This window comes from Photobacterium sp. NCIMB 13483, from assembly GCF_003025475.1.
Classification (GTDB): domain Bacteria; phylum Pseudomonadota; class Gammaproteobacteria; order Enterobacterales; family Vibrionaceae; genus Photobacterium; species Photobacterium piscicola.
Genome location: NZ_PYLV01000004.1, coordinates 156,522 through 182,660, shown reverse-complemented (window position 1 = coordinate 182,660; position 26,139 = coordinate 156,522). Strand labels below are relative to the sequence as shown.

Annotated in this window: 17 protein-coding genes; 12 read left to right on the top strand and 5 right to left on the bottom strand. The window is 38.8% G+C overall.

Features of this window, described 5'->3' with window-relative positions; all coding sequences use genetic code 11:
- Window positions 1-237: 237 nt before the first annotated feature.
- The 4 genes from rsmF to C9I86_RS05565 form a co-directional block, all read right to left on the bottom strand.
- The gene (rsmF, locus tag C9I86_RS05580) at window positions 238-1,668 is read right to left on the bottom strand and encodes a 16S rRNA (cytosine(1407)-C(5))-methyltransferase RsmF (protein WP_107275867.1); all 1,431 of its coding nucleotides are present in this window, start codon (window positions 1,666-1,668) and stop codon (window positions 238-240) included.
- A 202-nt stretch (window positions 1,669-1,870) separates the two neighbouring features.
- Window positions 1,871-4,498: an MlaD family protein gene (locus tag C9I86_RS05575; RefSeq protein ID WP_107275866.1), complete on the bottom strand. Its 2,628-nt coding sequence runs from the start codon at window positions 4,496-4,498 to the stop codon at window positions 1,871-1,873.
- Window positions 4,479-5,675 (bottom strand): paraquat-inducible protein A, encoded by a 1,197-nt coding sequence (locus C9I86_RS05570; RefSeq protein ID WP_107275865.1) that lies wholly within the window; start codon window positions 5,673-5,675, stop codon window positions 4,479-4,481. The genes C9I86_RS05575 and C9I86_RS05570 overlap by 20 nt, the downstream gene beginning before the upstream one ends.
- Window positions 5,676-5,790: 115 nt before the next feature.
- On the bottom strand, window positions 5,791-7,623 hold the full coding sequence (locus C9I86_RS05565; protein ID WP_107275894.1) for an ABC transporter ATP-binding protein: 1,833 nt from the start codon (window positions 7,621-7,623) through the stop codon (window positions 5,791-5,793).
- An 86-nt stretch (window positions 7,624-7,709) separates the two neighbouring features.
- Between C9I86_RS05565 and C9I86_RS05560 the strand changes: the two genes are divergently transcribed.
- The 4 genes from C9I86_RS05560 (at window position 7,710) to C9I86_RS05545 (ending at window position 11,836) form a co-directional block, all read left to right on the top strand.
- Window positions 7,710-8,168: a GAF domain-containing protein gene (locus C9I86_RS05560; RefSeq protein WP_107275864.1), complete on the top strand. Its 459-nt coding sequence runs from the start codon at window positions 7,710-7,712 to the stop codon at window positions 8,166-8,168.
- 109 nt (window positions 8,169-8,277) lie between these two features.
- Window positions 8,278-8,910 carry an RNA chaperone ProQ gene (proQ, locus tag C9I86_RS05555; RefSeq protein ID WP_080157469.1) on the top strand — a complete coding sequence of 211 codons (633 nt, stop codon included), beginning with the start codon at window positions 8,278-8,280 and terminating at the stop codon, window positions 8,908-8,910.
- Between the two features lie 17 nt (window positions 8,911-8,927).
- Complete coding sequence (prc, locus tag C9I86_RS05550) at window positions 8,928-10,931, top strand: carboxy terminal-processing peptidase (protein WP_080157468.1); 2,004 nt, start codon at window positions 8,928-8,930, stop codon at window positions 10,929-10,931.
- 239 nt (window positions 10,932-11,170) lie between these two features.
- Entirely contained in the window at window positions 11,171-11,836 is a 666-nt protein-coding gene (locus C9I86_RS05545; RefSeq protein ID WP_107275863.1) for a hypothetical protein, read from the top strand.
- A gap of 98 nt (window positions 11,837-11,934) precedes the next feature.
- Here C9I86_RS05545 and pncB read toward each other — a convergent pair whose 3' ends face one another.
- On the bottom strand, window positions 11,935-13,134 hold the full coding sequence (gene pncB / locus C9I86_RS05540; RefSeq protein WP_107275862.1) for a nicotinate phosphoribosyltransferase: 1,200 nt from the start codon (window positions 13,132-13,134) through the stop codon (window positions 11,935-11,937).
- Between the two features lie 379 nt (window positions 13,135-13,513).
- Here pncB and pepN point away from each other — a divergent pair, with 379 nt between their 5' ends.
- The 8 genes from pepN to C9I86_RS05500 all read left to right on the top strand — a co-directional run bounded on the left by pepN (window position 13,514) and on the right by C9I86_RS05500 (window position 26,089).
- Window positions 13,514-16,144, top strand: a complete 2,631-nt coding sequence (gene pepN / locus C9I86_RS05535; protein WP_107275861.1) for an aminopeptidase N — start codon at window positions 13,514-13,516, stop codon at window positions 16,142-16,144.
- Between the two features lie 120 nt (window positions 16,145-16,264).
- Window positions 16,265-16,483 (top strand): DUF2835 domain-containing protein, encoded by a 219-nt coding sequence (locus C9I86_RS05530; protein ID WP_107275860.1) that lies wholly within the window; start codon window positions 16,265-16,267, stop codon window positions 16,481-16,483.
- Window positions 16,484-16,984: 501 nt separating this feature from the next.
- Window positions 16,985-17,995: a quinone-dependent dihydroorotate dehydrogenase gene (gene pyrD, locus C9I86_RS05525; RefSeq protein WP_107275859.1), complete on the top strand. Its 1,011-nt coding sequence runs from the start codon at window positions 16,985-16,987 to the stop codon at window positions 17,993-17,995.
- A gap of 217 nt (window positions 17,996-18,212) precedes the next feature.
- Window positions 18,213-18,755, top strand: a complete 543-nt coding sequence (locus C9I86_RS05520) for a cell division protein ZapC (protein ID WP_107275858.1) — start codon at window positions 18,213-18,215, stop codon at window positions 18,753-18,755.
- Window positions 18,756-19,694: 939 nt separating this feature from the next.
- A complete protein-coding gene (gene rlmKL / locus C9I86_RS05515; RefSeq protein ID WP_107275857.1) occupies window positions 19,695-21,833 on the top strand; it encodes a bifunctional 23S rRNA (guanine(2069)-N(7))-methyltransferase RlmK/23S rRNA (guanine(2445)-N(2))-methyltransferase RlmL in 2,139 nt (712 codons plus the stop codon).
- Window positions 21,834-22,094, top strand: a complete 261-nt coding sequence (locus C9I86_RS05510) for a glutaredoxin family protein (RefSeq protein WP_080157458.1) — start codon at window positions 21,834-21,836, stop codon at window positions 22,092-22,094.
- 6 nt (window positions 22,095-22,100) lie between these two features.
- The gene (locus C9I86_RS05505) at window positions 22,101-24,035 is read left to right on the top strand and encodes an ABC transporter ATP-binding protein (RefSeq protein WP_080157457.1); all 1,935 of its coding nucleotides are present in this window, start codon (window positions 22,101-22,103) and stop codon (window positions 24,033-24,035) included.
- A complete protein-coding gene (locus C9I86_RS05500; protein ID WP_080157455.1) occupies window positions 24,035-26,089 on the top strand; it encodes a DUF3466 family protein in 2,055 nt (684 codons plus the stop codon). Before C9I86_RS05505 ends, C9I86_RS05500 begins: the two co-directional genes overlap by 1 nt.
- Window positions 26,090-26,139 lie beyond the last annotated feature (50 nt).

The following is a 26,139-nucleotide window of genomic DNA, read 5'->3' as shown; positions in this document are numbered from 1 at the left end:
TGGCAATGTTTAGGTAAGAGTAAGCAAATAATGACAAGGCATAAAAAGAGCCCGAAACGATTCCTGTGTCGGGCTTAGGGGAATGGCTCACTAATGAGCCTTGCGCTAACTGGTTATGTCTGGAATTTGATTACACTATCAATATTAGTTTAGCTTTGACGATTTTCCAGTTTTTATGACAAGCTATTGCTTATTTCATCAATAAATTGGTGGTTAACTTTGGCGCATTGAATAAAATTAGATATCAAACAAGTTAGTATCGCGTACTAATTCGCGAGGTAAACCATTTTTAATTCGATTTCCAACCCATTTACCGATGCCAATAGGGTAATCACGGTAAGTGACAATAACTTCACCTTTACCGGTTAAGTCTTCAGGGCGAATATCTCGTCCCATAAACCACTCTTTAGCTTGTGCTGCGGTTAATGCGATAACAACGGACTCTTGACCTGTCGCCAGTGTCATGATCGCTTCATGCTGCCAGCGATAACCTTTCTTATGTTGTTCAGCAAGCTTAATACCGATACGTTGGAAACGAATTTCACCAATTAATGGTTTAATTTGTGACGGGAATAGCCACACTTCTTTATCACGTAGCCAAATATCACTGTTGGTTGATAACGTGATATTAAGATCGGTATTGAGTTGTTCAGCAATCAGTTGTTGTTCATCGGCTTTAACTTGAGTAAATGGGAATTTACCCATGCGCTTTTTAACTGGATCGGTATCAACGGAAGCATGTTTACGAATCCGTGCAACAAAGAAGCCTTCACTATCAAAAACCTGAGGATAAACGTGTAAGAAGCCTTCAGTCGTTAATGCTTTGGGTGCGCCTTCAAATAACCCCCCTAAAGATTCAAATTCAACGGCATCACCAAAGGTTTCTTTTAGGTAATGACAGACTTCTTGGTTTTCACGCTGGTTAAGGGTACAGGTTGAATACACCATAACGCCGCCAGGTTTTAGTGCTTGGAATGCACTAACAATTAATTTGCGTTGTACTGCGGCAATTTCATCGATGGACTCAAGGCTCCAGTTCGCCATAGCATCATCGTCTTTACGAATCGCGCCTTCACCAGAACACGGTGCGTCGAGTAAGATTGAGTCAAACGCTTCAGGTGCCCATGTACCAAAGACACAACCATCAAAGTGCGTTAAAGCCGCGTTATGGACGCCACAACGCTGTAGATTGGCGTGTAATACTTTAATGCGGCTTGCAGCAAGTTCATTTGCTACTAATGCGCCTTTGTTTTGCATCGCACAAGCAATTTGAGTTGTTTTAGAACCTGGTGCTGATGCCATATCGAGCACGCAATCAAGGGCGTTGTTGTTATCAAGTAAAGCGGTAACCGGCATCATTGAACTGGCTTCTTGAATGTAAAACAATCCAGCCATATGTTCAGCAGTGTTACCTAATGAAACGCTTTCTTCATCCTCACGTTTGATCCAAAAACCTGTATCACACCAAGGAACAGGGGTTAAGGTCCAATCTTTATCAGCAACGCGAGTAAGAAAGTCAGCTACAGTTATTTTAAGTGTATTAACGCGAATGCTGCGACGTAGCGGCGTTTTACAACAGCTAATAAACTCATCAATACTCAGATTTTCTGGCATTGTATGCTTGATGAGATCAATAAAAGCGTCAGGAATATAGATATTAGGATGCAAGGTAGCACTCTCTGTCAAACTAGCAATGTCGGGATTCTATACTAAATAGGAACAAATATATATCAGCTATCAATGCTTCTAAGTTTGTTATAGATAAGGGCTGATTATCCGTTTTATATTGTGTACAAAAACCGTATTCATTTGCGTTAAGCGATCAAAAAAGGAGCATTAGATGCTCCTTTTATATAGGGTGTTTATGTGACTATTTAATAGGAATAGCGGTGCGCCAACTTACCCATTGTGGATTCACTTCTTTATTAAGTAAAAAGTGTTTACCTTGTTTTGCCTGTGGTGCCAATGGTTGTGTTGCAGGTGTTGCAAATGAAATCCCACCGCGTAGTAAGCTATCAAATGTTCCTGCTTTGACTTTAGCACCTGTAATACCTACATCAACATTTAATCCAGAAGCATTCCAGAAAACGCTGTTAGCACGAACAAGGTGACGATATTTTTGTTCAATTTGAACGGTAATTAATACCCGATCAGCCAATGTGCCTAAAGCAACATTAATGACTTGTCCAACTTGAATGTCACGGTAAAGTAGTGGTGTTCCTTCACTGACTGAGCCTCGTTGTTCACTTTCAAGAATAAAGGTTTTTCCTGCGTCAAATAATTCAGCAGAGCCTAATGTAAAACGATTAGCGCTGACACCATTACCCGGTTGCACTGCAATGTAGGAGCTTAATAATGAGTCTAAGTTTTCACTGCCACTTAAACTGATTTTTGGCTTCACAATCCAGAAGTAACTATCTTTACGCGCAATGATATTGGCATATTGAGGGAATAAGCGTGCTTCTACAGTGACATTATTATGGTTAAAGTTTGGCTTGATATTATCCACTTTACCAATGATGACACCTTGGTATTTGATCGCGGTTGATTTTGAAATCGAACGCGCATCATCAGCCGTTAAGGTGATCATTACACCAAAATGTTGAGCATCACTTAAACTTGAGTAAAGCTTATAATCATTACCTGAACGATTAACTACACCTTTAATTGAATCAAATGCAATGCCACCTTTTAATAGCGTTGAGAGTGGATCTGCTTTGATTTTAACGCCGTTAAGTCCGGCTTCAACTTCAACCCCTGAGCGGTTCCAAAAGACGGTATTACTGTCGATTAGATGGCGGTATTGCTTTTGTATATTGAGTTTAATTTCAACCCCTGAGGTTGTAAGTGAAAAACTGGTGATTTCACCTACATGTAAATTACGATAAAGCACGGGGCTACCTTCAGAGATAGGTGGCAAGTTTTTCGCTACAAGTGTTAGTGTTGTAAAGCCTTTTAATTTATCATCAGCAAGTTTAGCTAAGTGTCTATTTTTAAATAGCGAATATTGCTTTTTAATCCCCGGTTTGCCACTTGCAGTAAAGCTTATTGCACTGCTTATTAGTTGGTCTGCTGCGGGAATAGAAACATCGACACCTTTATTACTGATATTGGCTTCAATACCCCCATCAATAAAGAATCGACTGTGAGATCGAACTAAATGGGTATATTGCGGTTGAATTAATGCATCAAATCGAACCTGATCACCATCGAGTTTTACTGCTGTTATATGACCAACATTAATACCACGGAAACGCAGTGCTGTACCGGATTTTAAGCCATAGCTCTTGTCTGCAAAAAGAGAGAACACAGCAACACCGGGTTGTTGTTCTTCAAGTGCATTTTGGGTAATAGCGGTAAAGTGACGGGCTTTTTTACCTTCGCCGGGAATTAAGCGTAAATAGTTACCGCGTACAAGGTTACCAATATTTTTAACTCCAGAAAGTGAGACTTGTGCTTCTTCAAGTAATAATCGAGACCCACTATTGAGCAAATCACTCATGCTTGGCTCAATTGCAGCGTGAGCAATAATTTTATTGGTTTTATCATCTAACTTTAGATCGGAAATTTTACCAATTTGTAAGCCTCGATACATAATGGGCGCGCCTGAATTACTGACGTCATTGTTATCTGGCAATGTAATAGTGATCGCAATACCACGCCCAGCAGTATTAATGTCTGGATAGAGGTTAAATAAGTGTCCTTCATCAATCGGCTTACCAGCATCAGGTGAATCAAAGGCAATTGCTCCGGCAATGAGTGCTGATAGACTTTCAAATTGAACATCAACACCATTAAAACCAATATTGGCATTTACACCGCTAACATTCCAAAAGCGACTTTTATTGGTGACTAAGTTGGCATAACGAGGCTTGATAAGTGCGTCAATTAAGACTTCTTTTTTATTAGCACTAAGTGTGTAGTTATAAATTTCACCAACAGGGATCTTTTTATAAAAAATTTGGGAGCCAATACTTAAGGAACCTAAATTAGGGGCTTTTAATTGCAGGGTTAAACCATTGTGTGCAGGTAAGTTGGAGGGTTGATTTTCAAGTGCAGTAAACTTGGTCGCAAACTCACCAGTACCTGGTTGAAGGGCAATGTAGTTACCAGATACAAGCGCATCTAACCCGGAAATACCAGTAATGGATGCTTTGGGTTTCACTAACCAAAATTGAGTATGTGTGTGTAACGTTTTGACTGCTTCCGGATAAATATCAGCAGACACATAAATACTTTTAAGGTCTTTTGATAGTGTCACATCTCGAACGATACCGACTTCTAAGCCTTGATAACGAATTGTTGTACGGCCTGCAACTAAACCGACAGCATCATTAAAGTGAATTTGGATACGTTCGCCACCTTCATTAACTGCTTTATATAATAACCAGCCTGCGACAATAATGGCGAGAAGAGGTAATAACCATAGGGGAGATAAGCCGCGGTCACGACGAATATTAACCTTTTGGGGTTGTGTGTTATTTGCTTCGTTGTTCATATTTGTCCCAGATTAGACGAGAATCTAAGCTCTCTGCTGCTAACATTGTTAAAATAACGACCATGGCAAAAGCGATTGCTCCTGGTCCTGGCGTGAAATCAAGAATTTGTCCACGATCGATTAAAGCGACCATAATCGCGATAACAAAAAGATCCATGACTGACCATTTTCCAATCCAATGCACAATTCGAAAAATACGCATACGTTGTAGGCGGTGTCGATGCTGTTTAAATTGAATGCATAACAATATATATGCTAATCCAATAATTTTAGCGACGGGAACAACAATACTAGCCACAAATATAATGATGGCAATGCCTGTCATTCCTGTTTTAACGAGCCCAGCGACTCCTGAAAAAATAGTATCTTCAATACGCTTGCCATTATTCATAAAGATAGAAATAGGATAAAGGTTTGCGGGTAAAATGAAAATACTGGCGGTAATAAGGTAAGCCCATGTTTTTTGTAGCGACTTAGGAATTCGATGATGCAAGTGGCTATTACAACGGCGGCAATTGGGTAATGCTTCTTGAGTTAATTGACAGCAATGGCAAACAGTATCGAGCTTATCACTGATATGTTCATCTTCTGGCTGCCATGCATCCCAGTAACGACGAACACTAATTTTCGTTAGTAATACTGATAGTAAGATTTGCATACTGATTAAACAATATAACCCTACACCAACATAAATTTCAGCGACTTCTTGTACTTTAAAACATGAAATAGCCAAGCTGACTAAAAAGACTTCCAACATTGTCCATTGTTTTAAATGGGATAAAATCCATAACGATACTTTAAAAATACGAAAGTGTCGAAAGCGTAATGAGAACTGTGCACTCAAAACAGCGCTAATCAGTAATAATGGAGCAATGGCACTACAAAAAAGAATTAATATCGCAACCGAAGGAAACGTTGGTGCAAGGGCGAGTGTTCCAGATGCGAGTGTCGCTGGAATCATTTGACCAACAAGACGAATAGTAATTAGCGGTAAACTAATAGTGGGGATATAAATAATAAGACAAGCAACCGCAAGCGCTAATTCTGCATTAAAGTGTGCAATACCACCGCGATAGAGTCGAGTATGACAACGTGGGCAATAGGCACTGTGTCCTTGCGTTGCCGTTTCGGGCAGCACAAGTAAATCGCAGCCTGGGCAGCGTCGAGCCTTCGACATGGTGCGTTTCTTCCTTTTGTAATTAGGTGCACAAAAGCGCTCATTGAGTGACGAGTTATCCATTGTTTATATAAACGATGAATACTCTCAATGAGCGCCGATCGGTGACACTATATTATTTTGCGTTGACGCTGGCTACTGCTTCGTGAGAATCGATATGATGAGAAGGGACGTCAGCTGATTGAATTGACCCATAAAGTGTTTGATACAGTCCTTGTGTATTGACTAATTCTAAGTGTGTACCTGACTGGCTAACTAAACCATCTTCAAGTACATAAATAATGTCAGCTTGTTTTACTGCAGATAAACGATGAGCAACAATAAGCGTGGTTTTGTTTTTCAAAAAACCATTGAGTGCGGAATGTAGTGCTGCTTCTGTTGAGGTATCTAATGCTGATGTCGCTTCATCAAGAATAACAAACTCAGGATTGGTTAGCACCATACGCGCAATGGCTAATCGTTGACGCTGTCCACCTGATAAGCGAATACCTTGACGGCCAATTTCAGTCTCTAAACCGTGGGTTAAGCGTTCTGTTACATCAGCAAGTTGAGCGATATCTAACGCTTGCCATAATTGCTCATCACTAAATGATGCACCAAGGGTTAAGTTATGACGTAACGTTTCATTAAATAGTACGGGTTGTTGTAATACCACCGCCATTTTTTCACGTAGGGCTTCATAGCTAACCGCTTCAATAGGATGGTTGTTTATTAAAATATCACCACTGTTTTTTTGATAAATACCTAATAACAATTGAATTAATGTCGATTTACCGCCGCCAGAGGCACCCACTAAAGCCACACGTTTACCTGCTGGAATGTCAAGGTTTAAGCCGCAGAGCACTTCTTTGTCGTTATCATAAGAAAAATGTAAGTTACGAATTTTAATTGCGATAGTTTGATCATCATTAAAAGGATAAACCGTTGCTGGTGGACGGGTTTCTTCTTCCAGTGATAATAAACTATTAAGGCGTTGCATTGCCGCTGATGCGCCATACCAAGCAAATTGAATACCGAGCAATTCTTGAATTGGTCCTAACATAAACCATAGATAGCTAAAGACCGCTAACATTTCACCAATGGTTAAATTACTAAATAACACCATCAGCATAGCGGCAGCACGAAATATTTCAAATCCGATTAAGAATAAGAGAAAGGAAACACGACCAGCGGCTTCTGATTGCCATGCATATTTATCAGCGCTGTGGCGAATATCACTGGCATTACCTTTTAATTGATCTAAAAAATCACGTTCACGGTTAGATGCTCGTAATTGGTATAAGCCATCTAAAACTTCAATTAAACGATGTTGAAAGACTTCATAAGATTTGTTTTCTTTACTTTTTAAATTCTTAACACGACTTCCCATGAGCTTAGAGGCATAGACAACAATAGGGTTGATGATCAAAATAAAAAGTCCAAGCTTCCAATCTAACCATAAGAGAACGCCAGCAGTACCAACGACGGTTAATAGCCCAATAATAAAGCGGCTTAGTGTATCGCCAACAAATTTATCAATCGTCTCGACATCAGTAATAAGGTGGGAACTAATACCGCCGCTGCCACGCTCTTCATACTGACGCATACTTATACGACCTAATTTATCCAGTAAATGTTGGCGTAAGTTATAGGTTATATCTTTTGATACTAATGTAAATTGTCTACTTTGCAGTATATTCAATGCCTGACTCGCCGTACGCATTAATACAACCAAGACTAGTACTAGTAGAATATACCCCGTCGCATTGTGCCAAGCCGAAGGTAATAGGGCGTTGAGATAAGTGATGCCTTCACCGGGTTTATGTAATAAAACTTCATCCACCATTAATGGCATTAAAAGTGGAATAGGGACACTGATCAAGGTTGCGATAACCGCAATAATGTTCGCAACAATTAATCTTGGTTTATGTAACGTCGCTTGTTGTAGCAACCAAGACCAATTAATCATAAGATGGTTCTTATCTTTCACTGTGAGAATAATTCCTATTATCAATTTTATTCTTGTTATTCTAACGGCTATATACGGAGTAAGCTATGGAAAATACACCCGCTTTTTATAATCGTCTCACTCAACAGGCATTGGCGTTGATTGAAGGTGAAACGGATCTTATTGCTAATATGTCTAATATTAGTGCGTTATTAAATATGGAGTTAGAACAAATTAACTGGGTGGGGTTTTATTTACTTAAACAAGACCAATTAGTCTTGGGTCCATTCCAAGGAAATCCAGCTTGTGTTCGTATTCCTGTTGGACGAGGTGTGTGCGGTACCGCGATTTCTGAGAATAAGGTGCAACGTATTGCTGATGTACATACTTTCCCTGGGCATATCGCTTGTGATGCTACCAGTAATTCAGAAATCGTAATTCCGCTTACAGTGAAGGGGAAATTAATCGGCGTGCTGGATATTGATAGCCCAAATTTGTCAAGATTTGACCAAAATGATGAACAAGGTCTACTTTCTTTTGTAGAAGCACTACAAAAAGTACTCTAATTTCATGCTTTCGGTGGTTTTTCCTCGTTAGGTAATTATAATAGCAGCACTATTTCTTTTTGAACAAAGCACAAATAACGAGCAATCCTCGTTTATGTCAGGAAACTCCATGGAAAACTCTGAAAAGTTAACGAACAGTAAAGAAGTTATTGCATACATCGCTGAGCGTTTCCCAAAATGTTTCACTGTTGAAGGTGAAGCGAAGCCACTTAAGATTGGTATCTTCCAAGACCTTGCAGAGCGTCTTAATGAAGATCCAAAAGTAAGCAAGACTCAGTTACGTACAGCTTTACGTCAATACACATCTTCTTGGCGTTACCTTCACGGTGTTAAAGCGGGTGTGAACCGTGTTGATCTAGATGGTAACGATTGTGATGTTCTAGAGCAAGAGCACGTTGATCATGCGCTTAAAGCTTTAGAAGAAAGCAAAGCTAAAGTACGCACTCGTCGTAAAGAGCAAGCAATTGCAAAAGCGGCAAAAGAAGGCGAAGCTAAAAAAACACGAGCAAAAACAGTTAAATCTAACAACACTAAGCCAAAAACAGCTACTATTAAAAAGAAGCCTGTAGAGACAACACGTGTGCTTAATGCTGATGAAGTAATCGTAGGCAAAAATGTTCAAGTGAACATGGGTTCAGGTAACATGCCTGCGACTATTGTCGAAATTAACAAGGACGATGTGCGAGTTCGTTTAAATAATGGCCTAGTAATGGCTGTTAAAGCGGAGCACTTGCGTTCATAAAGGAGAATGCGCGACACATGAATTGTCGATTCCGTTTCTCACTGATAGCTGCTGGCATGGTACTAGCAGCTTCGGTTCAAGCCTCTGAGGCTAAGTATTCATTAAGTGATGTGCCGCATCTTGCTTCTGAAAAGCAGCATGCAACGGCGAGCACTAGGGTGGCTTCGCGTTATATGCGTTCTCACTATAAGCATTTTACGCTTGATGATCAGTTTTCTGGACAAGTATTCAATCGTTATATTGAAATGCTTGATTATAATAAAAGCTTTCTTAACGCAACAGATGTCAAACAGTTTGGTAAATGGAAAAGCCAGTTAGATGATCAACTGAAATCAGGGAATACATCAGCTGCGTTTGATATTTTTAATAAAGTCCTTCAACGTCGTTTTGAGCGGTATCAGTTTGCGCTTACGCAATTAAATACTGAAATAAAATTCGATGGTAAAGATGATTTTGTTATTGATCGTTCAGAGCTTGAATGGCCAAAAGACAATACTGAACTGAATGAGATTTGGCGACAACGCGTTAAATATGATGCGCTAAATCTTAAACTAGCAGGAAAGAAGTGGCCTGAAATTCAAAAGACGTTAACTAAACGCTATAACAATGCGATTAAACGTCTAACACAAACACACAGTGAAGATGTATTTCAATTATATATGAATGCTTTTTCACGTGAGGTCGATCCACATACAAGTTATTTATCGCCACGTAATGCTGAACAATTTCAGGCAGAGATGAATCTGTCATTAGAAGGAATTGGTGCAGTATTGCAGGTTGAAGACGACTATACCAAAATTCGTTCTTTAGTTGCTGGTGGACCAGCGGCAAGTTCGAAAAAAATTACAGCAGGTGATCGCATTATTGGCGTAGGTCAAGAAGGCAAGAAAGTTGTTGATGTTATTGGTTGGCGTCTTGACGATGTTGTGCAGTTAATCAAAGGGCCGAAAGGCAGTAAGGTTATTCTGGATATACTACCTGAAGGCAATAATGCAAAGAGTTACACCGTAACTATTGTACGCGACAAGATTCGTCTTGAAGATCGTGCAGCGAAGTCGGAAGTGAAGACTGTCGATGGTAAAAAAATTGGTGTACTTGAAATTCCAAGCTTTTATGTGGGACTGTCAGAAGACACCAAAAAAGAACTGGTCAAATTAAACGATCAGAACGTTGACGGTGTTGTGATCGACTTACGTAATAATGGCGGTGGTGCATTAACTGAAGCGACAGCATTAACAGGACTCTTTATTGCAAGTGGACCTGTCGTGCAAGTTCGAGACAGTTATGGTCGAATTAAAGTAAATGGTGATTCAGATGATCAAATTTCTTTTGATGGCCCATTAACTGTATTGATTAACCGTTATAGCGCATCAGCGTCAGAAATATTTGCTGCCGCTATGCAAGATTACGGACGTGCTATTGTTTTAGGTGAACAATCTTTTGGTAAAGGTACGGTGCAACAACACCGGTCATTAAATCATCTGTATGATTTATTTGATAAACCATTAGGCCATGTTCAATATACTATTCAAAAATTCTACCGTATTAATGGTGGAAGTACTCAGAATCTAGGTGTTGTGCCTGATATTTCTTTTCCTTCAGCTATCGATCCTGCTGAAACAGGAGAGAGTGTTGAAGATAATGCATTACCTTGGGATAGTATAAAACCAGCAGGTTATAAGAAGTTACATAATTACACTACGCTTGTACCGAGACTAACCGCTGACCACCAAGCTCGTATTAAAAATAATATGGAGTTTGGTTTTATCAATGAAGATATTTTGACCTATAAAAAGGAAAAAGATATCAATACGATTTCATTGAATGAAAAGACACGTGTAGCTGAACAAGATAAAGAAGATTCAGATCGTTTAGCCCGCTTAAATAAACGTCAAAAAGTATTAGGTAAAAAACCTTTTGCTGATTTGGATGCGGTGCCAAAAGATTATGAAGCACCAGATGTTTATCTTGATGAAGCTGTCGCGATAACAGCAGATTTTAGTGATCAGAAACAATCGTAATATTGAGTAACGGAATGACATTACTGTGTTGATGTCTCTATTATTAAAGCGCTCTTAGGAGCGCTTTTTTTTTGATCGTACTTTTAGTGTCTTATTATTGAGATAGATGAAATCACAAACTGTGATATTCCGCATATTTTTCATCGAGAATTAGGTTTCCCAACTAGCTTTAAGTATATGACCTCTGCAATTTGAAGAGGTGATACAAAAACTAAAATCTTCACCAAGGGGAAATGCGTATGATGAAGACGTTTTATTTTTTCTGGTTATTTATCTTAAGCTTGTTTAGCTTTCATTCTTCTGCTGATGATATTACTGAATTTGATTATCCTTTCTTATTAGGTAATTGGTATTGGTTTAGTGATCAACAAGAAGGTATTGAAAGTGATGGTGAACGATACCGAGCAATGCATGTCATGTTCAAATCAGATTATCAATTTGCAATGCGTTTATTACGTATAGATGGTCAAGTTGAACAATGGACAGGTGGTTATGATATTGATGACACCAACATCACTTTTATTTCAGCGGGTGAAGATGATCAAATTCATACTTATTTACTAAGTTACAATCGATTTATTCTTGATGGTGCTCAGTTTACTAAATTAGCGCCTGAACATTTAGCGGGTAATTGGAGAACAAAAGATATTTCAGGCCAAGATGTTGCTGATAATATTTCAGAATTTGCCTTGTCATTACGACCAGATTTTTTATTTTCTGCTGAAATTTCTAATCAAGCAGGTAAAACGAAAGAGCACCGTGGCGTGTATTATTTAGAAGATGATCAAATTGTATTGTTATATGAAGAAGGACAACATGATAGCCGTTTTGTATTAAATGGACATAATACCTTAACGTTGACGAATAAACATTTTGGAATGGAAGCGATATTAAATCGAGAATAATATAATTAATAAAAAGTATTAACTATTGGTTTGGGGAATAATAAAAGAGCGAACAATAACTTGTTCGCTCTTTTAATTAAATAATGATGAGTAGGTTATTATTCGTTAACTAACTGAAATGCAGTACGCAATTGATCAAGATAGTCTTCATCACGACAAATACTTTTACCTGGTTCATCTGATATTTTGGCAACCGGTCGACCTTCACACTCTGTCAGTTTTAAAACGACATTCAATGTTTTTACATCAGGTAGATCACAAGTAAGTTGTGTACCAATACCAAAGCTAACATTGATGCGATCATTAAAGTGTTTATAGATCACTAAAGCTTTATCAAGTGTAAGGCTGTCTGAAAAAACCAAAGATTTTGTTTTTGGATCAATACCTAATGCTTGGTAATGTGCAATGGCTTTTTCACCCCAAGAAATAGGATCACCACTGTCATGGCGTAAACCAATAAAACGCTCAGATAAACGCTGATCGAAATCACGTAAGAAAGCATCCATATTGATGCAGTCTGTTAGTGCTATACCTAAATCATGTGGATATTCTTGTAACCAGCGGTTAAGTGCTAACTGTTGAGAATCAGCCAATTCACCAGACAGTTGTTGATGTGCTTGGAACCACTCATGAGCTTGAGTACCAACAGGGGTTAATCCGCGAGTATAAGCTAAATAGTAATTCGATGTGCCTTTAAATTCAGGCATATTATCTTTAAGATAATCAACAACATGGTGATGAACGTCTTTTGAAAAACGACGACGCGTACCAAAATCAACTAACGCAAATTGGCTCAAATCACAATCTTTTGCATCATGATAGAAACGGTCAATTTTTGTTTTTAGTTGTTCAATAGCAATGGCGGCTGTCGCTTGTGGATAAAGATGCTTACAGCGCGTTTCACAAATAATGGCAAGTAATGGTACTTCCCATAAAATGATGTCTAGCCATGTACCACGAATAGTAATCGCCAGTTGATCACCTGAGATATCAATATCAACGTCATTTGCTTTAAGTTTAAAATCTTTTAAGAATGCAAGGTAATCAGCATGAAAAAAAGTTAGAGTCGATAAGAAGTCGAGTTCACCTTGGGTGAAAGATAAGGTCGCAATGTGATCAATTTGTGCTTGAATTTCAGCAGCGTAAGGACGTAGATCTTCTTCGCTACGGCAATGAAATTCTGCCACAGCTTCAACGCCTGGGTATTGATGGAAAACTGCTTGTTGCATATGCAATTTATAAGCATCCGTATCAAGCAGGGAGTCGATAACCCCAATATTGTGTCTGTTATTATTCATACCTGGTAATAGATACTCAAATTAATAAACTTAAAGAATTTATTTTTATAATTATAGGATCTTTAAATTCAATGTCTTGGACATGGTTTATAAGGTTTAGTAAATAAATAACTAAACTATTTAACTGGTGTGAGATTGTGACCTAAGAGGTGAACTACGTCAAGGAATATCAAGTTTACGCCTTGTGACTGTTGCATTAATCATCTCAACGTGTATCACGAGTAAAACACGGAAACGATTTCGTTTGTAATAATATATATTGTCGATTAAGTCATGCTTGAAAAGTGTTAGTCGTGACACAATATTAATATATGACAGTCAACATTAATCGGTCGCTCATGCCTATCGCATTTGAGCAATCATAAAGGATATAAAAATAATGACAGAACATTCTACAGTGACTCAACCTGCGGCAAAATATCGTTCAGACTATCGCTCGCCTGATTACACCATTACGGATATCGATCTGACATTTGACCTTCATGATACCAAAACAACAGTTGTTGCTATTAGTCATGTAGTACGACTTAGTGAGCAAGAAAATGCTGAGTTAGTGTTAGACGGTGATGATTTAACATTGATCAGTGTGACTGTGAATGGCCAAGCGTGGTCAGATTACCACCAACAGTTAGGCCATTTGACGTTAACTAATCTTCCTGCTGATTTTGAATTGGCAATTACGACTGAAATTAATCCTGAAGCTAATACGCTACTTGAAGGTCTATATAAGTCTGGCGGTGGTTTTTGTACTCAGTGTGAAGCAGAAGGTTTCCGCCGCATTACGTTCTATTTAGATCGCCCTGATGTTTTAGCACGTTTTACTACTAAAATTATTGCAGATAAAGCCGCTTTTCCTTACATGCTAAGTAATGGTAATCGAATTGCGGAAGGTGAGCTTGATAATGGCCGTCATTGGGTACAGTGGCAAGACCCATTCCCTAAACCATCGTACTTATTTGCACTTGTTGCTGGTGATTTTGATGTATTGCGCGACACATTCACCACTATGAGTGGACGTGATGTTGCACTAGAAATTTTTGTCGATAAAGGTAATCTTGATCGTGCTGATTATGCAATGACATCATTGAAGAATTCCATGAAGTGGGATGAAGAACGTTTCGGTCTTGAATACGATCTAGATATTTACATGATTGTGGCGGTTGATTTCTTTAATATGGGTGCAATGGAGAATAAAGGTCTCAATGTCTTTAACTCTAAGTTTGTATTAGCAAATCCAAATACCGCAACAGATACTGACTATCAAGGTATTGAAGCAGTGATTGGTCATGAGTATTTTCATAACTGGACAGGTAACCGTGTTACTTGTCGTGATTGGTTCCAATTAAGTTTAAAAGAAGGCCTAACCGTTTTCCGTGATCAAGAGTTTTCTTCAGATTTAGGCTCTCGACCTGTTAACCGTATTGCTAATGTGCGTATTGTTCGTGGTCCACAATTTGCTGAAGATCGTGGCCCAATGTCTCATCCAATTCGTCCTGAAAAAGTCATTCAAATGAATAACTTCTACACATTAACTGTGTATGAAAAGGGCAGTGAAGTGATCCGTATGCTACATACTTTATTGGGTGAAGCAAATTTCCAAGCGGGCATGAAGCTATACTTTGACCGCCATGATGGTACAGCAGCAACCTGTGATGATTTTGCACAAGCAATGGAAGATGCTTCTGGGATTGATTTAAGCCGTTTCCGTCGTTGGTACAGTCAAGCAGGTACACCGGTCGTTAGTGTATCAACCGCTTATGATGCATCAGCGAAGAGTTACGCTGTCACTATTAAGCAGCAAACCCCATCAACAGCCGAGCAAGTTGAAAAGCAACCACTGCATATTCCGTTTGATATTGAATTATACAATAGTAAAGGTGAAGTGATTGCCTTACAAATCAATGGTGAAACAGTACATAATGTACTTGATGTAAAAGAAGCAGAGCAAACATTTGTATTTGAGAATATCGCAGAGCAGCCTGTCATTTCGATGTTACGTGAATTCTCAGCACCTGTGATCTTAGAATATGATTACACTGATGATGAGTTGATTTTCTTAATGGTTAATGCATCGAATGAATTTGCTCGTTGGGATGCGGGACAAATGCTATTAGCGAAATATATTCGTCAAAATGTAGCCCAAGTACAACAAGGTCACAGTGTAACGTTACCTGACGCTGTTATTGATGCGTTCCGTGGTGCATTACTGGATGAAAATCTTGATCCTGCTTTTATTGCTGAAATGCTAACACTGCCAAGTGAAAATGAAATTGCAGGTTGGTATACAACTGTTGACGTTGATGCGATCAATCAGGTTGTGGGTGCATTTACCCAGTTACTTGCTTCTGAAATGGAAGATGAGTTTAGTGCGATTTATCATAGCTTAACGCAAGGTAGCTATAGCTTAGATCATGCGGCAATGGCACAACGCGCACTGCGTAATAAATGTTTGTCATACTTAGCATATACTGCACAAGGTAATGCATTAGTTGCAGCACAATATAAAGCAGCTGACAACATGACAGATACGATGGCCGCAATGTCAGCAGCCAATAATGCGCAACTTGATTGTCGTGCAGAGCAAATGGCTGATTTCAGTGATAAGTGGAGTCATGATGGCTTGGTGATGGATAAGTGGTTTATGCTGCAAGGCACTAATCCTGCGGCAGATGCATTAGAAAATGTGCGTCAGACAATGAATCATCCTACATTTAGCTTGAAAAATCCTAACCGTACTCGTAGTTTAGTTGCAGGTTTTAGTGCTAATAACCCAGTACATTTCCATGCTAAAGATGGTTCAGGTTATGCGTTTTTAACTGAAATATTAACGATTCTAAACACCAGCAATCCACAAGTAGCGGCACGTTTGATTGAGCCTTTACTTAAACTTCGCCAATACGATGCTAACCGTCAACAACTAATGCGTGAGCAACTTGAAAAGTTAGCCGCGATGGATAATTTGGCTAAAGACTTGTTTGAAAAAGTCCAAAAGACACTTGTTCAAAAATAAGTGATTGATGTTTTAACGTGAGTGTAAGCGAAAGCCAGTGACTGATTGATAATAGTCACTGGCTTTTATTTTATCTTATTGTTTTAAAGATTTTATATAACAACGAATGGGGGATTAGCGATGCGCAGTTTTACGTTTACCATTAATATTAGTTACACTCTTTTTCTGCAACATTATTCAGGTGCCACCAGTAATGTGGTGGTTTTAACTGATACTGGCTTAAAACTCCAACTTCCTGCGGTAAGGTTGCGAGGTTTTTTAACTCATGCAGGTATTACAGGGAAATTTCGTGTCGTCGTTAACAGTGATAATAAACTTGAGGCAATCGAACGCCTTTAACTGTGGTTTTACCTATTTTTAATAGCGACAAATAACGAATGGAAATAATATTATTGCATGCTATTTCACAAAAAGGTCATTGTTCTCACTGCATCAAATGCCATCATTAATCTTGTTTGTTTAAATGAAAAAAATAAATAATAGCAAAAATGAAAAGTAAGGAAATACACGTTTGTGGTTAACCGTTTACTCAATCTTTCGTCTACACCTTATTAAAATAAAAAGTATATTTGTTTACTTTTAGTGTAAATAGAATGTATCAGTTAATATTATTGTGTGTTTCAAATGTTACTAGATAGTGCGTTTTACTTGAACTCACGAAAACGTTTGCTTTTGATGATAATTATTTAAAATTAATGCCACTCATAAGCCATTGTAAATATTGATATAAAATATAAGTCCATGTTTTATTGATAATAATCAAATGAATAGGGATTGTATTTAGCCTTATAACTGTGAATAATACCACCCCGTTTATACGGGATTTTTAATGGAGTTATAATGTTATATCGCATCGCACGATCCGCTATTTTCCAGTTGGATGCAGAAAAAGCACACGACCTCGCTATTCAGAATTTTTCTCGCTTTACTGGTACTCCACTTGATCTCTTTTATCGTCAACATGTTCCTGAGCGTCCTGTTGAAGTTATGGGTATTACGTTTAAAAATCCTGTCGGTCTAGCGGCTGGCCTAGATAAGAATGGCGAATGTATTGATGCATTTGGCGCAATGGGATTTGGTTTTGTTGAAGTTGGTACTGTAACACCTCGCCCTCAGTCGGGTAATGATAAGCCGCGTTTATTCCGCTTGATTCCTGCTGAAGGTATTATTAACCGTTTTGGTTTTAATAACCTCGGTGTCGATAATTTAGTTGAGAATGTTAAGAAGTCGACTTATGACGGTGTGATTGGTATTAATATCGGTAAGAATAAAGATACACCGATTGAAAAGGGTGCTGAAGACTATTTAATCTGCATGGAAAAAGTTTATCAGTATGCAGGTTATATTGCAGTCAACATCTCATCACCAAACACACCAGGATTACGTTCGCTACAATATGGCGAAGCATTAGATGATTTATTATCGCAACTAAAACACAAACAAACTGAGCTAGCTGAATTACATGGCAAGTATGTACCGCTAGCACTTAAGATCGCCCCTGATCTTGATGATCAAGAAATTGTTCAAGTTTGTGAATCACTCATTCGCAATAATATTGATGGCGTTATTGGTACTAATACCACATTAGATCGTACCTTAGTTGAAGGTATGGATCATTGTGATGAAATGGGAGGCTTAAGTGGCCGTCCATTACAAAATAAGAGTACTGACGTTATTCGTAAAATGGCAATTGCGTTGAATGGTGCATTACCGATTATTGGTGTGGGGGGTATTGATTCGGCAATGTCTGCTCGTGAAAAAATCCAAGCTGGTGCGCAATTGGTTCAAGTTTATACTGGCTTTATTTACCATGGTCCACGTTTAGTAAAAGACATTGTTAACGGCCTTTAATATAAGCAGCTAAGCCCATCCATCATACGATATTTATTGATAAGCCAAATTGGATCATGCATTCAATTTGGCTTTTTTATATCTACAAATTAAAAAATTAATAAAACTACATAATTAATGATGAAATATTGTCATCATTTTTCCCCTTTTAATTTGTCATCTGTGACGTAAAATTTTATCTATAATCGTTGATACAGAGTAAGAGAGCGAGGGATCCATGCTAACTCCAAACAATTCTTGGCACTGGCGGTTTGATATAAAGCGCAATACATTGATGCTCGATCTTGGCAATGAATTATTATTTTGTGTTTCTATACCAACAAAAAAATTAGTTGAAGAAGCTAGATCAACATTAAAGCAAGTCTTTACGGTAACCGATGTTGCTGCTTACCAAGCGTTTAAAGAAGGGATGGATGAGTTATCACTATCTGAAGCGCGTAAGTCTGAACTGGCACTAAATGCCGTAGCAACGTATCGTTTTCAAAAACCGATAATGGCTAAAAGTTGGTTCTTTACGCCGCAAGCTGGGGCTGATCCTCATTGGGGTGAAGTGGTTATGTTACAAACTGAACATGGCTGTGCTCGGTTTATTGTTATTGAAAATGACGGTAATTCAAGCCTTTGTATGTTAGCTGATGTGACACCCATGGCATTAGATAATAATAAAGTAATGAGCTTTTCTGATACGATCCGTGTGATGAATAATCGAATGACGTCTTATTTAGGCTCTAAGTCAATGAACTTTGCTTTAGTAGGGTAGGGAATAGTTATTTCGTTATTCTCTATCTGCTTTAGTCAGCTGTTTGTAACGCTTTATCACCTATTTTCGAAGTTATCCTCACGTAATAACATGCCTTATTCATTGATATAATAATAACCTGATCCTATCTCTTTTTACTCTTCCTGCTTTGTTTATATTTTTATCACTGTTATCAGCTTGGTTATTTTCAATCGGTGTTTGTTATACCGTCCTACCTACAAACCATCATTTCTTAATTTCTTAATATAGCTATATTGGCTTATATATTTAGCGATATAGTCTTGCTCTTATTTACCTATTACCTTATTAGTGTGCTGGTGGTTTTAATTAAATTGCGCCAAAAAAGTGATATGAGTATCAATAGCTGTGTGATCTATGTCAAAAAAATGATCATTTGAGTGTGAAAAATGAGCAATATAGAGGCGACTATAGCCCAATAATCGCTTTATATTGTTACAAACAACCTCATTATTTATCTGTTAATTTCCTTATTTTAAAAACACCAACCTTGTGGTTGCAAAAGAGTAAGTCAAATTATTCCAATTATTCCTTTTGGTCGGTTTTACGTAACTATGGTGTTTTGATTCGATGTGGTATTTATTATTTCAATGTGGTTTTTGCTTATTATACTTTTATTAATCAATACCCTAGAAATTGTCTTTGTGTGGGAACAATTGTTTTTTTAGTATTTTGTTTAATAATAAATGGTTGAGGTGAGCTATATTGTTTCCGTGAGGGGTTAATGCTGTTTTTGATAGGGTGAATGATCTACTAGTAAAAAGATGCGCTGAATTTGTGTTCAAAAAACGAGGTTAAAAGGCCTATCAGTTATCAAAGGCTGGTTTTTTCATCTAATTAGGAAATTGATTGTGGTAAAAGCGAGGTATTTAATGTGATTTCAGTTATAATTCGACGCAATATTAGTGTGAAAAGAACGCCATGAATCAATATTTAGCGATTACTTCCCGCGGCCTAGAAAACTTGCTTGCGGATGAACTAGAACAATTAGGTGCACAAAACATTCAAGTTGTGCATGCCGGTGTCCGTTTTAAAGCAGATCAAGCAATGGCTTATCGTTGCTGTCTATGGACTCGTATTTCCTCTCGAATCATCCAAGTGTTGAGTGAGTTTAATGTCCGTGATGATATGGACTTATACTTAGGTGCAACGGCGATTAATTGGATGAGCCACTTTGATAGCAATACCCGTATTGTGGTTGATTTCAATGGTACTAACCGTGAAATTCGTAATAGCCAATACGGTGCGATGAAAATCAAAGATGCGATTGTTGACCGTTTTACTAAAGCGGATCTTCGTCGCCCTAATATCGATCGTGAAAATCCAGATCTACGTATTCATATGCGTCTTTCTGGTGAGAAAGGTATCCTTGGCCTAGATATGGCCGGCAGCGGTTTACACCAACGTGGTTACCGTAGCGAAGCCGGTCGCGCACCTCTTCGTGAAACTCATGCTGCGGCATTAGTGATGAAAAGTGGTTGGACACCAGAAACTGCATTGTTAGATCCAATGTGTGGTTCTGGTACGTTAGTGATTGAAGCCGCTATGATGGCTGCTGACATTGCCCCAGGCCTTAAACGCAAGCGCTGGGGTTTTGAGTCAATTAAAGACTTTGACAAAGAAGCATGGTTAGAGATTCATGCTGAAGCGACAGTGAAAGCGCGTCGTGGTCCTGCAAAAGTAACCACAAAGTTCTTTGGTCGTGAAATGGATCAACGTGTATTAGCGATTGCTCGTGATAACGCGGGTCGTGCTGGTGTGAAGAGTTTGATTGATTTTGCCTATGGTGATGCAACACAATTGATTCGCCCAGAAGGCTTTGATACTGGCATCATTCTTTGTAACCCTCCTTACGGTGAGCGTTTAGGTACAACATCTGAACTTATCTCATTGTACAAAGAGTTTGGTAACCGTTTAAAACTTGCCTTTGAAGGTTCAGTTGCGGCTATCTACTCAGGTTCAAATGAATTGCTAAGTTGTATGCGTATGCGTGCAGACAAACAATTTAAATTAAGTAACGGTGCATTAGATTGTGTACTTAAAACATACTTAATTACGGCAGGTAGTGTTAAGAAAGAAGACGGCGAAAAAGAAGGCGTTATTGTTCAAGAAGACGTAGCCCCTGATTTTGCCAACCGTTTGAAGAAGAATATTGCTAAGTTAGGTAAGTGGGCTAAACGTGAAGGCGTTGAGTGTTACCGTATTTACGATGCGGATCTTCCTAACTACAATGCTGCTATTGATAAATACAATGATTATCTGATCATTCAAGAATACGCAGCACCAAAGACAGTTTCTGAAGAAACCGCACGTCGTCGTATTATGGATGTATTACGTGCCACGATTGAAGTAACAGGTGTTGAGCCAAATAAAGTTATTTTAAAAGTACGTGAGCGTCAAAAAGGTCGTAATCAATACCAAAAGCTATCAAGTGCAGAACGTCACATGACAGTGGATGAATACGGTATTAAGTTTAAAGTGAATCTTTATGATTACCTTGATACTGGTTTATTCTTAGATCACCGTATTACACGTCGTATGCTAGGTAAAATGGCAGCAGGTAAAGATTTCCTTAACTTGTTTGCTTACACTGGTTCTGCAACGGTTCATGCAGCAGTCGGCGGTGCTAAGTCGACAACAACGGTTGATATGTCGAATACTTACTTGCGTTGGGCTCAAGAGAACATGGAGCTTAATAACCAAGTAGGTGATCAACATGAGTTTGTTCAAGCTGACTGTCTACAGTGGCTACAAGAAGTTGATGATACGTTTGATCTGATTTTTATCGATCCACCAACGTTCTCAAACTCTAAGCGTATGAAGCAGACGTTTGACATTGAACGTGATCACATCATGTTGATGGAAAACTTAAAGCGTATGCTGCGTCCAGAAGGACAGATTGTATTCTCTAACAATAAGCGTCACTTCAAGATGGATCTTGAAAAACTGACTGAACTTGGCCTACAAGCTAAGAACATTTCAGATAAGACTTTACCACTTGATTTCGCTAAGAATAAGCAAATCCATAACTGTTGGATTATCACTCACAAGGAAGACTAAGTGTTAATAACACTTTATAGCACACAAGGATGTCATCTCTGCGAGCAAGCTTATGGTTTGCTGGTGGAGATGGGTGTGCAGCATCAAGTAAGCATCGTTGATATTGCCTTTGACGATGCTTTATTCTCTCGTTACGGTGTAACAATACCCGTACTCTCAATTTCAAATCATGATGATCACACTATTTCGAAGCCAGAACTTCATTGGCCGTTTGATCGGAATAGGTTAACAGCATGGTTAACTACTAATGAGCTTGGTTAAAAAAAGATGGCACTAATTAAAATCAGTAACGCCCAACTAGCCTATGGCGATCATGCTTTACTCGATAAAGCAGAATTTCTTCTTCATTCTCATGAGCGTGTTTGTCTTGTTGGTCGTAATGGCGCTGGCAAATCAACATTAATGAAAGTGATTGCTGGTGAGGTATTACTTGATGACGGTAGCATTCAACGTCAAAACGAGCTGGTGGTTTCGCGCTTAGAGCAAGATCCACCACGTAATGCTGAAGGTTCAGTATTTGATTATGTTGCTGAAGGTCTTGCTGACGCCGGTCGTGTATTACGAGAATATCACCACCAGTTAGATTTAGTGACAGAAGATCCTAGTGAAGCAAATATTAATAAGCTAGCACGCATTCAAGAACAAGTTGATCACCATAATGGTTGGCAGCTTGATACACGCATAGCCGCTGTACTAGAAAGTTTAAAATTAGAACCACATACATTGTTAACTGACCTTTCTGGTGGTTGGCAACGTAAAGCGGCACTTGCTCGTGCGCTTGTATGTGATCCTGATATCCTTTTATTGGATGAGCCAACAAACCACCTTGATGTAACAACGATTGAATGGCTTGAAGGTTTCCTAAAAGATTTCCGTGGTTCAATTATCTTTATTTCTCACGACCGTGCATTCATTCGTTCAATGGCAACACGTATTATCGATTTAGATCGTGGTCAATTAGTGTCTTTCCCTGGTGACTATGAAGCTTACTTAGATGCTAAAACTGAACTATTACGTGTAGAAGAAGAACAAAACGCATTATTTGATAAGAAACTAGCGCAAGAAGAAGTATGGATTCGTCAAGGTATCAAAGCTCGTCGTACCCGTAATGAAGGTCGTGTCCGTGCGCTTAAAGCATTACGTAATGAGCGTAGTGAACGTCGTGACGTTGTAGGTAAGGCTGATATGCAGCTACAAGATGCTAACCGTTCAGGTAAGATTGTCTTTGAAGCTAAAAATATCGGGTATAGTTATGGTGAGAAGCAAATCGTTAAAGACTTTAGCTTTAATGTTATGCGTGGCGATCGTATTGCACTGATTGGTCCTAACGGTTGTGGTAAGAGTACGCTGATTAAAGTGATGCTTGATAAATTACAAGCAACAGAAGGTAACTTCCATTGTGGTACTAAGCTTGAAGTGGCTTACTTTGACCAATACCGTGAAATTTTAGATCCAGAGAAAACGGTAATGGATAACCTTGCTGATGGTAAGCAGGAAGTGACCATTAATGGTAAGACGCGTCATGCATTAGGTTACCTACAAGATTTCTTATTCCATCCTCGTCGTGCCCGTACACCGGTTAAAGCACTGTCTGGTGGTGAGAAAAACCGTTTGTTACTCGCAAAATTGTTCCTTAAACCTAATAATTTATTGGTTCTCGATGAACCAACAAACGATTTAGATATCGAAACATTGGAACTTTTGGAAGATATTCTTGCCAATTATCAAGGGACATTGCTTTTAGTGAGTCACGATCGTCAATTTGTTGATAATACTGTGACGACAAGCTGGATTTTTGAAGGCGATGGCGTTGTTAACGAATACGTTGGCGGTTACCATGATGCCCAATCTCAGCGTGCTAATTCTTATGCAAATCAAGCAAAAGAGCAGGCTGCTCAAATTGAATTAGCAAAAAAGAAAAAAGCAGATCAAGAACAAAAGCAGCAACAAGCAACACCTAAACGTGCAGGTAAGAAGTTATCTTTTACGCTTCAACATGAGCTAGCAGGCTTACCGCAAAAAATTGAAGACTTAGAGAATGAAATCGCAACATTGCAGGAGCAAGTTAATGATCCTGCGTTTTTCTCGGATCCGAAAAAAGATACTCAAGCGACGCTAACAGCTTTAGCTAAGCTTGAAGAAGAATTTGAAGTAGCTTTTGAACGATGGGAAGAGCTGGACGCGATGCAAAAGGAATCCTAATGCCACATAAGATGTTAAAGCTTTCTACACTTGCTATTTTAATTGCAGGGGCATCACAAGCGAGTGCTGCTGTATATACTGTTGTACCTGTTGCAAATGCTGATAGTGCCGGCGTTAAGCAACTCGCTAATCAAGATTATTTTGCAGAAGCTCAAGCTAACGCAAACAGTACGCCGATCACTGTATCAAGTACGGGTATTAAACCATCAGCTGAGAATGCTAACTGTTTTACAGGTACTGAGTGTGCTGTTGATGATTACACTGTTACAGGTGTTGCTCGTCGTGGTACAGAAGGTACACCGATTGCAGATGTAACGCCGTATAATCAAAATAGCCAAGAAATCGTTAATCAATATGAATTACGCCGCTATTGTGATGATTACTTAGGTTATGGCACTTGTGATGTTTGGGCTGAAAGTCAGTTTTTTGGTCTGAAATACACTGATGATGACGAATGGAATGGCCAAGGCGTAGGTGGCTTACAGAAAAAGTTAGCCGCTTGGGTATACGGTTACCATTCTAATGCTCAAGGCTTATTGAATGGTGAAGCTGTAGATTCTTTTGCTACTGATGCTACAAAATACGATGGTACTCAAAAAGCAAACCTTGGTAATATTATTGCCGACACTACAGACACGCTTGTAAAGGGCGCTGTAGGAACTAATTTTGTTTACGGTATTACGTCATCGTCATTATTTAAGAATGGCTCTGGTATGCCTCGCGCATTTGAAAAGCGCGGTTTTGTTAATACTAACGGTGAGTCTGTTCAATTAGCGCCTGTAACTACATCAAATGCGCTTGTTTCAAATATGGGACAAACACAGGCTAATGATGCTGTTGCTATGACTGACGGTAAGTTACTTGTTGTTGGTTCATCGTCTTATGCGCCTAGTTTCTTTGCTAAAGATAGTGATGGTAAAGATCGTGAAGATGATAATAAATTACCAAGCTCTGATGATATTTTAAATAATGGCTCACATCCGCTAAATTTTAACACAATGAAGCAATGTGCAATTAAGTCATCAGATAATCTGTATGCAAATTGGGAATGTCAGTTTAGTACGTTTGCAAACGAAGCTGCATATTGGCTGGTGGATACCGATGGCACTGTAACATCTCATGCTATTACGGCGGGTAGCGGTGATAATCGTGATGGTTTAGCTGTTATTGATAAAGACAATGACGCATTATCATTCCAAGCATCTGCTCAAGCGGTAGCACTGGATACTAATGGTGCTCCAATTGCTGTTGGTTATTCAACAACAGATGTTAGAGATGACTTTTACGCAATACAAGCAGCATATTTTACTCCAAAATCGGCTGATTTAACGTCATGGACACGTACTTTAATTCCTGGATTAGATATTAAGCCAGGTGATGATCGTGACTTTACTTACACTATGGCAAATGGCGTTAACAATAAGTCTGTAATTGTAGGTGATGCAAAAGGTAATGGTGAAAAGCCACAACGTGCATTCGTTTATAAAGCAGGGCAAAGTAAAGCGCAGTTTTTTGATGATCTAGCTCCCGCTATTTTCTTCAAAGATTCAAACAGTAATGCAGCTGCAGTCAATGATAATGATCAAGTTGTAGGCTGGGTTGATATTGAAGCAAGTAAAGGTAAAGAAGCACGTCATCGCGCATTTACTTATATGACAAATAATTCTGTTATTAAGAATGCCAATGGTGAGGTTGTACTTGCTCCAAATAAAGCGTGGATGCTTGATGACCTAACTAATGATCCAAATGCTGGTGCGGGTTCTGTAGCAAACTCATACCGTATTTTAGACGCGACTGGTGTTAATAATGCGGGTGTAATTGCGGCAACTGCTTATTACTGTCAAGGTGGCTATGCGAATCTTAGTAACCTTGCACACTGTAATGGTACAGAGCAACGTGTCATCGTTAAGCTAGTGCCTAATGCAAATGCAACCGCTAATGATATTCAACCTCGTGTAAAAGATGAAGATGAACCGTTGAAGCGTTCTGGTGGCTCACTAGGTATTTTAGCTTTGACAGCGTTAGGCTTTATTGGTTTCAGAAGAAGAAAATAATTTTTTAATTAAATTGTTTAATTGCAACGGGCTCACAATTTGTGGGCCCG